The sequence below is a fragment of the Insulibacter thermoxylanivorax genome (assembly GCF_015472005.1).
Taxonomy (GTDB): Bacteria; Bacillota; Bacilli; order Paenibacillales; family DA-C8; genus Insulibacter; species Insulibacter thermoxylanivorax.
Map to the genome: position 1 here is coordinate 27,191 of NZ_BMAQ01000035.1, position 12,960 is coordinate 40,150.

Genomic DNA, 12,960 nt, shown 5'->3' on the forward strand with positions numbered 1-12,960 from the left:
CTCAAGATTCCAGCTGCAGATCCTTAAACCGTTTCATCCTGCCATTGTCCCAGCCGTTGATCCAGCCGTGCACCGCACGTTGCAGGGCTGTTTCGTTATCGCTGTTACATAACACTGTTTCATGTCGCGGATTCGGATCAATGTCCGCTCATTGGGCATTCTTCGCCGTGTATTCTTCAACCCAGCCGGCGGTGGCTGCGAGCATCGACTCCGCGCGGGCGATCGCATCGCGCACCTGATTCGTCGCCGTACCGCCGTATACATTGCGAGCATTCACCACGTTCATCGGCTGCAAGACGTCATAGATCTTCTCATCGAACAGCTTCGAGAACTGGTTAAACTCCGCCAATTCCAAGTCCAACAGATACTTGTTGTTCTGGATACAGTACAGCACGATCTTGCCGATAATCTCATGCGCCTGGCGGAAGGGAATTCCCTTGTTCACCAAGTAGTCCGCGATGTCCGTCGCGTTGGAGAAATCCTGGTACACCGCCGCCCGCATGCGATCGGCATTGACTTTCATCGTCGCGATCATCGGAGCCATGAGCTGCAGAGCTCCCTGCAGCGTGCGCACCGTATCGAACATGCCTTCCTTGTCTTCCTGCATGTCCTTATTGTACGCCAGCGGCAATCCCTTCAGCGTCGTTAGGAGACCGATGAGATGGCCGTATACGCGCCCCGTCTTGCCCCGCACCAGCTCAGCGACGTCGGGATTCTTCTTCTGCGGCATGATGCTGCTTCCCGTGCAGAAGGCGTCGTCCAATTCGATGAACTGGAACTCCGTGCTCATCCACAGGATCAGCTCCTCGCACAGGCGGGACAGATGCGTCATGATGAGCGCGGCCGCCGCCAGGAATTCAACGATAAAATCCCGGTCGCTGACTGCATCCAGGCTATTCTCATATACTCCATCGAAGCCCAAGAGTTCCGCCACATAGCGGCGATCGATCGGAAACGTCGTCCCCGCCAGCGCTCCAGCACCGAGCGGCAAGACATTGATCCGCTTGTAGCTGTCCTGCAGCCGCTCGATATCCCGCTGGAACATCGAGACATAAGCCATCATATGATGGGCGAAGGAGATCGGCTGAGCGCGCTGCAGATGGGTATATCCCGGCACGATCGTCTCCACATTCGCCTTGGCTTGCTCGATCAGGGCTTCCTGCAGTTTGTGCAGCAGGCCGACGATCTCCACGACCCGCTTGCGCAGGTACAGGTGCATGTCCGTCGCGACCTGATCGTTGCGGCTGCGGCCGGTATGCAGCTTGCCGCCGACGGGCCCGATGTCCTCGATCAGCATCTTCTCGATGTTCATATGAATATCTTCGTCTGCGATCGAGTACTCCACCTCTCCCCTGCGGATGCGCTGCAGGATGCGGTGCAAGCCCTCCTGAATCTTCTCCACATCTTCCTGCGGCAGGATGCCGCACTTGCCGAGCATCGCCACATGGGCGAGGCTGCCCTGCACATCCTCTTCGGCTAATTCTTTATCGAAGGTGATCGAGGCTGTATATTCCTCCACCAACTGATCCGTCTTCTTCGTAAAACGTCCGCCCCATAACTTCGACATGCTCCATGACCCCTTTCTGCTGTCACCATCCGACCGCTTGCAAGCAGTCAGCCGAGCACCCGCAGCATAGATCCCTGCAGATGCAGATCACTTCAGCGATAAGCCTGTTTCATCCATTCCTTTATATACAAGAAAATCCTGTCGAACTCAACAACGAACCGTCAAAAAGATCCCTCATCCTGCGACAAAAATTACAGCCTGCGTCCTAGACGGCCTAATAGCCGGCAGCATCACCCAGAACTGCATCCGCGCAACAATAAAACCGGGTGCGCATTCGCCCTGCCGCACCCGGTGGACAGTCGTGGAATTCCGCAGCAAATCTTGCTGATCCACAAACCTTACTGCAGCGAGTCTTACTGCTTCTGTGAGCCTTACTTCTTCTGCTGCTCGACCCCGCTCGCGATCTTCAAGCGCAGAGCATGCAGGCGGATAAAGCCCGTGGCATCGTTCTGGTTGTATGCCTGTGCCGGGTCCGCCTCCATCGTCGCGATATCGGGATTGTACAGGCTGACAGGGCTCTTCACGCCGGCGCTGATCACATTGCCCTTATACAGCTTCAAACGAACGGTTCCTGTCACATTCTTCTGACTCTCCGTGACCAGGGCTTGCAGGGCATACCGCTCCGGCGCGAACCAGAAGCCGTTGTACACCAGCTCAGAATAACGCGGAATGAGGGAATCCCGCAGATGCATGACCTCGCGGTCCATCGTCAGCGACTCCATCTTGCGATGCGCGACGAACAAGATGGTGCCGCCCGGCGTCTCATAGACCCCGCGGCTCTTCATGCCGACGAAGCGGTTCTCCACCATATCGACGCGGCCGATGCCGTGCTTGCCGCCGAGTTCATTCAGCTTCTCCATCACGCCCAGCGGGCTCAGCCGTTCCCCGTTAATCGCGATGCAGTTCCCCTGCTCGAATTCCAGCTCTACGTACTCCGGCTCATCGGGCGCATCTTCCGGCGATACGCTCAGTAAGTACATATCCTTCATCTCTTCGGAGCTGGCATCGAACCATGGATCCTCCAGCACTCCCGACTCATAGCTGATATGCAGGAGGTTGCGGTCCATGGAGTACGGTTTCTCCGCCGTTGCCACAACGGGGATCCCGTGCTCCTCCGCATAGGCGATCATCTCCGCCCGTCCCGGGAAGCGCTCGCGGAATTCATCCATCCGCCACGGCGCGATCACCTCCAGCTCCGGTGCCAGCGCCGCTGCCGCCAATTCGAAACGCACCTGGTCATTGCCTTTGCCTGTCGCGCCGTGGGCAATCGCATCGGCGCCTTCCTGCCGCGCGATCTCCACCATCCGCTTGGTGATCAGCGGCCGCGCGATGCTCGTGCCGAGCAGATACTGCCCCTCATACAGAGCACCTGCTTGGAACATCGGGAAGATGAAGTCCCGCGCGAATTCTTCGCGCAGATCATCGATATAAACCTTCGAAGCACCGGTGGCCAGAGCCTTCTCCTCCAGCCCCTCCAGCTCTTCCTTCTGTCCGATGTCCGCGGTGAAAGCGATGATCTCCGCGTCATATTTCTCCTTCAGCCAAGCCAGGATCACCGATGTATCCAGGCCGCCGGAGTATGCCAGTACGATTTTTTTCTTCGCCATCTCAGCCATCTCCCTTATCTATAACTTATCCGCATTACATAATCGCTGCCATGATCGCCTTCTGCGCATGCAGACGGTTCTCCGCCTGATCGAAGATGATCGAGTTCGGACCGTCGATGACCGATTCCGCCACTTCCTCTCCGCGGTGTGCCGGCAGGCAATGCATGAACAGATAATCCTGCTTCGCATAGCGGACGAGGTCATCGTTCACCTGATAATCGCGGAAGGCCTTCTCCCGCTCTTCCTGTTCCTGTTCGAAGCCCATGCTCGCCCACACGTCCGTGTAGATGATATCCGCATCCGCCGCCGCTTCCTTCGGATCGCGGTGCAGCGTGATCCGGCCGCCGGTCTGCTCCGCCTGCTCCTGCGACATCTTCACGATCTCCTCATCCGGCTCGTAGCCTTCCGGCGTCGCCACAGCGACATGTACGCCGAGCTTGCTGCCGCCCATCATCAGCGAATGGGACATGTTATTGCCATCGCCGATATAGGCGAGTTTCAACCCTTCCAGCTTGCCCTTCTTCTCGTAGATCGTCTGATAGTCCGCCAATGCCTGGCAAGGATGCATCAGATCCGTGAGGCCGTTGATGACGGGGATCGTCGCCCCCCGCGCCAGTTCGATCACCGTCTTGTGTGCATAAGTGCGGATCATGATGCCGTTCAAGTAACGCGACAGCGTCTGCGCCGTGTCCATGATCGTCTCCCCGCGGCCGAGCTGCAGATCTTGACCGCTTAAGAACAGCGCTTGACCGCCCAGCTGATACATCCCGACCTCGAAGGAGACACGGGTACGGGTAGAATTCTTCTCGAAGATCATGCCCAGCGTCTTGCCGCGCAGCGGCTGATACACTTCTCCTGCCTTCTGCATGCGCTTGAGTTCGATCGCTTGTTGGATCAGATAGCGCAGCTCCTCCGGTGTATAATCGATCAACGCGATAAAATCGCGGCCCTTTAGCCCCAGTGCGATTTCTTCTTTCTGGGTTTCCGTCAACATCTGGTTCATGTAGTACCCTCCTTAGGATCGCTGGCTTCGAAATACGCGTGTGAGGATCTGAATGCCCTGTTCAGCCTCCTCCTTGGTCAGCAGGAGATTCGGCAGCAGACGAACGACGTTCGGCCCTGCAGGCACGACGAGCAGCCGCTCTTCATGGGCGGCCTTGATCAGGTCCGCTGCTGGTCCCTTGCAGACGACGCCGATCAGCATGCCGAGCCCGCGCACTTCCTGTACATACGGATGCCCGCCGAGTTCCTCCCGCAGCCTGCCGAGGAGATACTCGCCCATCTGCCGGGCCTGCTCCGGCACCCGGTGCTCGATCATATACGTCAGCACCGCCTTCGCTGCCGCCGTTGCGATCGGCGTGCCGCCGAAGGTCGTCGCATGGCTGCCCGGTCCGAAGGCTTCAACAAGCTTCGCCTTGCTCAGCATCGCGCCGATCGGGAAGCCGTTGCCGAGGCCCTTCGCGACGGTGAAGATATCGGGCTCGATGCCGTACTGCTCATAAGCAAATAACGTGCCGGTGCGTCCCATGCCCGTCTGCACCTCATCGAAGATGAGCAGAAGATCATGCTCATCGCACAGCCGGCGCAGCTGCTGCACGAATTCTTTATCAGCCGGGATAACGCCGCCTTCCGCCTGCACGAGCTCCAGCATCACTGCACAAGTGCGCTCATTGATCGCTGCCTTCACCGATTCGAGATCATTGTACAAAGCTTCGCAATAGAAGCCCTCCGGAAGCGGAGCGAATCCGTCCTTCACCTTGTCCTGGCCCGTCGCTGTCAGCGTCGCCAGCGTCCGGCCATGGAAGGACTGCTTGAAGGTGATGATCTCATAGCGGTTCTCGCCGCGGACATGCTGATAATAGCGGCGTGCCAGCTTGATCGCCGCTTCATTGGCCTCCGCGCCGCTGTTGCAGAAGAACACCAGATCCGCACAGGTATGCTCGGTGAGCAGCGCCGCCAGCTCTTGCTGCGGAACCGTGTGGAACAAGTTCGACACATGCCACAGCTCGTCGAGCTGCTTCTTAAGCGCTTCCTTCACCGGCTCGAAGCTGTGGCCGAGGTTCGTCACCGCCAGCCCGCTCGAGAAGTCGAGATATTCTTCCCCCTGTGCGTCCCACAGCTTGCTGCCAGCCCCGCGGACGATCGTCAGCGGATAGCGGGCATACGTCGGGAACATCGCCTGATTCACGCTTCCGTTCTCCACCGCATTCACTCCTCACCTTATCTCAAATATATCAAATAACGCCCGCAACAAGCACGGGTCCCATTATATTTCCTGTTATGATGCCTTCCCTGCTTCTCGATCAGCCTTCCTTGATAATCCGCGTGCCAAGCGCTTCTCCGCCCAGGACACGGCTCAGCACCCGAGGCTCCGCGCCGTCGACGATGACGACTTCCTGCACATCGCCTTGGATGCACTGGATCGCCGCGCGCACCTTCGGGATCATCCCGCCGTAGATCTCGCCGCTTGCGATCATCTCTTCGATCTCCTGCACCGTCACCTCCGGCAGCACGCGCTTCTCGCCTTCGATCGTCTTGAGGATCCCCGGCACATCGGTGACCACGATCATCCGCGGCACGCCGAGGCGGGAGGCCACGGCGCCGGCCGCTGTATCCGCATTGATATTATAATGCTGTCCCGCTTCATCGATGCCGAGCGGCGCGATGACCGGCATGAAACCCATATCGATGATGCCGTGCAGAATCGCCGCATCGACATCGCGCACGTCGCCGACAAGGCCGACTTCATGGGCGTTGGCCGCGGGTACGGCGCGGATCAAGCCGCCGTCGATCCCCGAGAGACCGATCGCCCGGCCGCCGGCCTTGGCGATGCGGCGCACGATCTGCTTGTTGATCTGACCGCCCAGCACCATCTCGACGACGCCCAGCACCCGCTCGTCCGTGCGGCGCAGGCCGCCGACGAATTCCGTCTCGATCTGCATCGCTTCAAGCAGTTCGTTGATCGCCGGTCCCCCGCCGTGCACGATGACGGGGATCGTCCCCGCCTCCTGCAGCTTGCATAGATCCTCGAAGAACACCTCCGGCAGCGCGGCAAGGGTGCTGCCGCCGCATTTCATCACGAAGCACTGTCTCTCCCGTTTCCCCACATCGATTCACTCCGTTCCTGCGTCCATCTCAAGTTCGATAAGCAGCATTGATCCGCACGTATTCGTAAGTCAAGTCACATCCCCACGCCGTGGCGCGACCGTCACCTTGATGCAGATGGATATGGATCTCGACGGTGTCCCCCTTCAGGTACTCCGTCGCCTGCTCCTCATCGAAGGGCACGGGACGCGATTGCTGCAAAGTCACGATCTCGCCGATGCGAATATCCACGGTATCGGGATTCACCGGCTGACCAGCCCGACCGATCGCAGCGATGATGCGCCCCCAGTTGGCATCGGCGCCGAAGGCTGCTGACTTCACGAGGCTCGAGCCGATCACCGTCTTGGCGATGACCCGCGCTGCTTCATCGGACACAGCGCCTTCAACCTGCACCTCGATCAACTTCGTCGCGCCTTCGCCGTCGCGGGCGATGCTCTTCGCCAGCTCCCGGCATATGTACACGAAGGCCTGAGCGAAGCGCGGCCAATCCGCATGCCCCGGGTGCAGCGGCTCATTGCCTGCCAGCCCGTTGGCCATGGCGACGACCATATCATTGGTGCTCGTATCCCCGTCGACGGTGATCATGTTGAAGCTGACCTCCGTCGCTTCTCTAAGCAGGCTCTGCAGCGCCTCAGCATCGATCGCCGCATCCGTGGTGATGAAGCCGAGCATCGTTGCCATATTCGGATGGATCATCCCCGAACCCTTCGCCGCCCCGGCAATATGCACCTCGATACCGTCCACCGTCAGGCTGACGCAGGCTTCCTTCTTCACGAGATCCGTCGTCAGGATCGCCTGGCAGAACTCCTCGCTGCCTTCCCGCGTCCCGCTGACGGCGGCGGGCAGCCGCTCGATGCCGCTCAGCACCTTATCCATCGGCAGCAGCTCGCCGATCACGCCCGTCGACGTGACGCCGACGAGATGCGGTGCCACGCCAAAGGCACGGGCCGCCGCGTCGCGCATGCTGCGCGCATCCTCCATGCCCTGCTCGCCGGTGCAGGCGTTAGCGTTGCCGCTGTTGACGATCATCACCTGCAGCTTGCCTTCCTTGCCGATGCTCTCACGGGTCACGTGCAAAGGCGCCGCTTGGAAGACATTCGTCGTATACACGCCCGCTGCGGCCGCCGGCACGTCGCTGACGACCGCGCCGAGATCATTGCGTCCGGTCTTCTTCAGGCCGCAGTGCAAGCCGCCGGCGCGAAAACCGCGCGGCGTCGTCACCGAACCATCGGGAATCACGGTATAAAGCTCATTCGACATACTTAACGTCCCCTCTATTATGACTTATGAATGATTCATCCTATGAATCATGACGATCCATGAATGACAGAATACCGCAGAAACCTATACATTCCCCGTGACGGTGTCAAAATCCTGCGTATTCTTGAAATTTTGCTTTACGGATAGATTGGAGCATGCATCAGACCAAGGGTTTCGTCCCAGCCCATCATCAAGTTCATGTTCTGGATCGCCTGGCCGGCCGCACCCTTCACCACATTGTCGATGACGGAGATGATCGTGACCCGGCCCGTCCGCGCATCAACGGCAAATCCGATATCGCAATAGTTCGAACCGTAAACCTCCTTCGTCGCCGGCAGGATCCCCTTGTTACGGACACGCACGAACTTTCTTCCCTCATAATATTCACGATACAAGGCGATAAAATCTTCCTCCGTCCGCGTCCCGTTTATCTCCGCATACATCGAGCTCATGATGCCGCGCGTCATCGGCACGAGGTGCGTCGTGAATGTCGTCACCACTTCCCGCCCCGCTTCGCGGCTCAGCACCTGCTCGATCTCCGGGATGTGCTGGTGTTTGTTGACCTTATAAGCCTTGAGATTCTCATTGACCTCCGAATAATGGACGCCGAGACTGACGCCGCGGCCTGCACCGGATACCCCCGACTTCGCATCGATGACGATCGTATCCGGATCGATCCAGCCGGCCTTCACCGCCGGCACCAGACCGAGCAGCGTCGCCGTCGGATAGCATCCCGGGTTGGAGATGAAGGATGCGCCGGCCACCTCTTCACCGTATACTTCGGACAAGCCGTACACCGCCTTCTGCAAGTAAGCCGCTTCCGGCGCCTTCTTCTGGTACCAGCGCTCGTAGGTTTCCCTTGATTGCAAGCGGAAATCCCCCGCCAGATCGATCACCTTCAGCCCCGCATCGAGCAGCTTCGGCGCCAGCTCCGTGCTCACTCCAGCCGGCGTCGCCGTGAAGACGAGATCCGCCTTGCTCTTGATCAGCTCTACATCAACGGGATCAAGCGGCTGCGAGAGGATCTCCGTCATATGCGGATAGCCGTCGGAGAAGGGCTCTCCGGCGCTCGATGAGGAGATGACAGAGGTGATCTCAACCAGAGGATGGGTGAGCAGCAAACGGACCAGCTCCACCCCGCCGTAGCCAGTAGATCCTACGATTCCGATCCGAAGCTTCTGATGATTCGTCATAAACAGCCGACCTCCACGATTATTAATATGAATTATTATACGTTTGGGTGTATAAAGATTCAATATGAAAATGAAATTATTTTTAGCAGCTCTATGAAATTCCCCAGCCAGTATAACAAAACCATATGTAACAGCATCTCGCAGATGGAGACCAGCTTGACGGCATCACGGCCTGTGCCATCCCCATGAAACCAAAAAGAGCCCCCAGCCGGCATACCGCCGGCCAGAAGGCTCCTCATGGCATGAAAATATAAGTTCTCTTATGAATGGAACTTGTGTACATGATCCTTGTGATCACAACTCTTATTCGCTCGGCTTGCCCGCGTCCTTCGCCACCTGACCGCGCAGGTAAGCATCGATGAACATGTCGATATCGCCGTCCATCACCGCTTGAATATTCCCCGTCTCCACGCCGGTGCGGTGATCCTTCACCATGGTGTACGGGTGGAATACATAGGAGCGAATCTGGTTGCCCCAAGCGATATCCGTCTGCTCGCCGCGCAGCTCGGCCAGCTGGGCTTCCTGCTCCTTGATCTTCCGCTCATACAGCTTCGAGCGAAGCATGTTCATCGCCCGTTCGCGGTTCTGGATCTGTGAGCGCTCCGACTGGCAAGCGACGACGATGCCCGTCGGGATATGCGTGATCCGCACCGCGGAATCCGTCTTGTTGACGTGCTGACCGCCGGCGCCGCTGGAGCGGTACGTGTCGATCCGCAGATCCTCCGGCCGGATCTCGATCTCGATCGTATCATCGATCTCCGGCACCACATCGCAGGATACGAAGGAGGTATGGCGGCGTCCCGAAGCATCGAAGGGCGAGATCCGCACGAGGCGGTGTACGCCTTTCTCCGCTTTCAGATAGCCGTAAGCGTTGTGCCCCTTGATGAGCAGGGTGACGCTCTTCACGCCCGCTTCGTCCCCCGGATGATAGTCGAGCACTTCGACCTTGAAGCCCTTGTCCTCCGCCCAGCGTCTGTACATGCGGAGCAGCTGATCCGCCCAGTCCTGGGACTCTGTGCCGCCGGCGCCAGGATGCAGCTCAAGGATGGCGTTGTACTTGTCATAAGGGTTGCTGAGCAGAAGAGTCAGCTCGAAGGATTCCAGCTTGGAGATGAACTGCTTGATGCCTTCCTGCAGTTCCTCTGCCATGCTCTCATCGTTCTCTTCCTCGATCAGTTCCGCCAACAGCTGCAGATCCTCATACTGACTGGTCAGCGAATCAAAGTCCGTCACTACAGACTTGACGGCATTCATCTCGCTGATCAGCTTCTGGGCGCGTTCATTGTCATCCCAGAAGTCCGGGGCCGACATCTTGACCTCATAGTCAGCGATCTGTTCGCGCTTGAGATCTAAGTCAAAGAGACCCCCTTAATTGTTGTAGTCGAACACCTGCATCATGCAGGCTGTGTCTTAATTCTGCTTCCAATACCATAACATCCACCTCTGTCACTTATGCTTTAATGAATTGAATATAGATGAACTGGATCCCAGAAGATCCTAGATGGTCTTAAGATAAGCTTGTCACCATGATCAATATTAGCTAGCAAACAACCGCGAGCCATATTTCCAAGAAGTTCAGCAGAAGTTTTTCAGCAACTGCATCATAGCAGCCGCGCTATGCGCTCGCCCCGTGGCAATGTTTGTACTTCTTGCCGCTGCCGCATGGACAAGGTTCATTGCGTCCAACCTTCTCCTCACGGCGGACCGGTCTGCGCGGTCCGGACTTGCTCTGATCCGCGTTCGTCGACACGGCCTGTGCTTCGGCCACAGCTTCCCGCTTCACGCTGGTCTCAACATGCGCCTTCATGACGTACATGGCCACTTGTTCTTGGATCTTCGCGATCATCTCCTGGAACATCTCGTAACCTTCGAATTGGTACTCACGAAGAGGATCGGTACCGCCGTAAGCACGCAGGTGGATTCCCTGCCGCAGCTGATCCATCGCGTCGATATGATCCATCCACTTGCTGTCTACAGCACGCAGCACGACAGCCTTCTCGAATTCGCGCATCAAGTCCTCGCCGAGCTGTTCGCGGCGCTGCTGATACAAGCGGCGGACGAGATCCTTCATATAGTCGACGATCTCTTCCTTCTCTTTGCCCCAGATGTCGTCTCTGGTCAGCTGACCTTCATGCAGGAAGGTCGCATTGCAGTAGTCGATCAAGCCCTGCAGATCCCAATCCTCTGGTACATCCTTATCGGAGCAATGAGCATCCACCGTGCGCTCGATCAATTCATCCAACATGCCCAGCACGATATCCTGGATATCGTCCATCTCCAAGATATCCCGGCGCTGCTTGTAGATGACCGTCCGCTGTTGGTTGATCACATCATCATACTGCAGGACGATCTTACGCATATCGAAGTTATAGCCTTCGACTCGCTTCTGCGCCCCTTCGATAGCGCGCGTGACCATCTTGCTCTCGATCGGCACGTCGTCTTCGAAGCCGAGACGCTCCATGATATTCTGCATGTTCTCCATGCCGAAGCGGCGCATCAAGTCATCCTCTAAGGAGAGGAAGAATTGCGACGAACCCGGGTCGCCCTGACGGCCGGCACGCCCGCGAAGCTGGTTGTCGATGCGGCGGCTCTCATGCCGTTCCGTACCTATGATATGCAGCCCGCCAAGTTCGGCAACACCCTCGCCGAGGATGATGTCCGTACCGCGGCCGGCCATGTTGGTCGCGATGGTCACCGCGCCGCGCTGTCCAGCTTGGGCTACGATCTCCGCTTCCTCCGCATGATGCTTCGCGTTCAGCACCTGGTGTTTGATGCCCCTGCGCTTCAGCATGTCGGAGAGCATCTCCGAAGTTTCGATGGATGTCGTACCGACGAGCACCGGCTGCTCCCGCTTATGCCGCTCGACGATCTCCTCGACGACATGCTTGAACTTGCTCTTCTGCGTCTTGTAGATGACGTCGGGCAGGTCCTTGCGGATCATCGGCTTGTTCGTCGGGATGACGACGACATTCAAGCCATAGATCTTCTGGAATTCCTCTTCCTCGGTCTTCGCCGTACCGGTCATCCCGGCCAGCTTGCGATACATCCGGAAATAGTTCTGATACGTGATCGAAGCCAGGGTCATGCTCTCGTTCTGAACCTTCAGCCCTTCCTTCGCTTCGATCGCTTGGTGCAAACCGTCGCTGTAGCGGCGTCCGGTCATGATCCGGCCGGTGAATTCGTCGACGATCAGGACTTGTCCATCCTGCACGACGTAATCGACGTCACGCTTCATGATCACATGCGCCTTCAGCGCCTGCTGGATATGGTGGTTGATCATCGTATGCTCGTAGTCGAACAGGTTATCGATGTTGAAAGCTTGTTCTGCTTTCTCCACGCCAGACTCCGTCAGCATCACATTGCGCGTCTTCTCATCGATGGTATAATCCTCGCCGGCCTTCAGCCGTTTCACGAAACGGTCGGCCGCATAGTACAGCTCCGTCGACTTCATCGCCGTACCGGAGATGATCAGCGGCGTCCGCGCCTCGTCGATCAAGATCGAGTCGACCTCGTCGATGATCGCATAATGCAGCGGCCGCTGCACCATCTGCTCCTTATACATCACCATGTTGTCGCGCAGATAGTCGAAGCCGAATTCGTTGTTCGTTCCATATGTGATATCGCAGTTGTAAGCCGCCCGCTTCTCCTCCTGCGACATATTATGCAAGTTTACGCCGACAGTCATACCCAGGAACTCGAAGAGAGGTCCCATCAGGTTCCGACCGACCTGTGCCAGATAATCGTTCACAGTGACCAGATGAGCGCCCTTGCCTTCCAAGGCATTGAGATAGAGCGGAAGCGTCGCTACGAGCGTCTTCCCCTCACCGGTCTTCATCTCGGCAATATTGCCCTCATGCAGGACGATGCCGCCCATCAGCTGTACGTCAAAATGCCGCATATTCAGCACCCGCTTGCCCGCTTCCCGCACGACAGCGAAGGCTTCTGTCAGCAAATCGTCCAGCGTTTCCCCTTTTGCCAGCCGCTCACGAAACTCGTCCGTTTTGGCGCGCAGTTCCGCATCGGAGAGCTTCTCCATCTGCGGCTCCAGCGCATTGATCGGTTCGATGCGCTTCCACAAGCGCTTCACTTGGCGCTCGTTGGCATCGCCGAAAATCTTGGTCAACAGTCCCATGGTCTTCTAGACCCCTTTCCCATAACAGTTCCGCATTTTTAAATTGTAACAATAGTAAGAAACTAGAGCAAGCATATTACAAAATGCGTCAATACC

The 12,960-nt window shown here is 57.7% G+C and carries 9 protein-coding genes; all 9 read right to left on the bottom strand.

Going from position 1 to position 12,960, the window contains the following annotated elements; translation table 11 throughout:
• Nucleotides 1–148 precede the first annotated feature (148 nt).
• The 9 genes from argH to secA all read right to left on the bottom strand — a co-directional run bounded on the left by argH (nt 149) and on the right by secA (nt 12,864).
• A complete protein-coding gene (gene argH, locus PRECH8_RS11995) occupies nt 149–1,567 on the bottom strand; it encodes an argininosuccinate lyase (RefSeq protein WP_200967348.1) in 1,419 nt (472 codons plus the stop codon).
• Nucleotides 1,568–1,938: 371 nt separating this feature from the next.
• The gene (locus tag PRECH8_RS12000; RefSeq protein WP_200967349.1) at nt 1,939–3,174 is read right to left on the bottom strand and encodes an argininosuccinate synthase; all 1,236 of its coding nucleotides are present in this window, start codon (nt 3,172–3,174) and stop codon (nt 1,939–1,941) included.
• Nucleotides 3,175–3,208: 34 nt separating this feature from the next.
• Nucleotides 3,209–4,177 (bottom strand): ornithine carbamoyltransferase, encoded by a 969-nt coding sequence (argF, locus tag PRECH8_RS12005; RefSeq protein WP_371871212.1) that lies wholly within the window; start codon nt 4,175–4,177, stop codon nt 3,209–3,211.
• Nucleotides 4,178–4,189: 12 nt separating this feature from the next.
• The gene (argD, locus tag PRECH8_RS12010; protein WP_200967389.1) at nt 4,190–5,350 is read right to left on the bottom strand and encodes an acetylornithine transaminase; all 1,161 of its coding nucleotides are present in this window, start codon (nt 5,348–5,350) and stop codon (nt 4,190–4,192) included.
• A 127-nt stretch (nt 5,351–5,477) separates the two neighbouring features.
• A complete protein-coding gene (gene argB / locus PRECH8_RS12015) occupies nt 5,478–6,251 on the bottom strand; it encodes an acetylglutamate kinase (protein ID WP_200967390.1) in 774 nt (257 codons plus the stop codon).
• A 58-nt stretch (nt 6,252–6,309) separates the two neighbouring features.
• On the bottom strand, nt 6,310–7,539 hold the full coding sequence (argJ, locus tag PRECH8_RS12020; protein WP_200967350.1) for a bifunctional glutamate N-acetyltransferase/amino-acid acetyltransferase ArgJ: 1,230 nt from the start codon (nt 7,537–7,539) through the stop codon (nt 6,310–6,312).
• A 137-nt stretch (nt 7,540–7,676) separates the two neighbouring features.
• Nucleotides 7,677–8,732 carry an N-acetyl-gamma-glutamyl-phosphate reductase gene (gene argC / locus PRECH8_RS12025; RefSeq protein ID WP_200967351.1) on the bottom strand — a complete coding sequence of 352 codons (1,056 nt, stop codon included), beginning with the start codon at nt 8,730–8,732 and terminating at the stop codon, nt 7,677–7,679.
• Between the two features lie 303 nt (nt 8,733–9,035).
• Nucleotides 9,036–10,164, bottom strand: a protein-coding gene (gene prfB / locus PRECH8_RS12030) for a peptide chain release factor 2 (RefSeq protein ID WP_200967352.1) whose coding sequence is annotated in 2 segments (ribosomal slippage) — nt 9,036–10,088 and nt 10,090–10,164 — 1,128 coding nt in all. Because the reading frame shifts where the segments join, the coding sequence is not laid out codon by codon here.
• 183 nt (nt 10,165–10,347) lie between these two features.
• Complete coding sequence (gene secA / locus PRECH8_RS12035; protein WP_200967353.1) at nt 10,348–12,864, bottom strand: preprotein translocase subunit SecA; 2,517 nt, start codon at nt 12,862–12,864, stop codon at nt 10,348–10,350.
• Between the last annotated feature and the right edge of the window lie 96 nt (nt 12,865–12,960).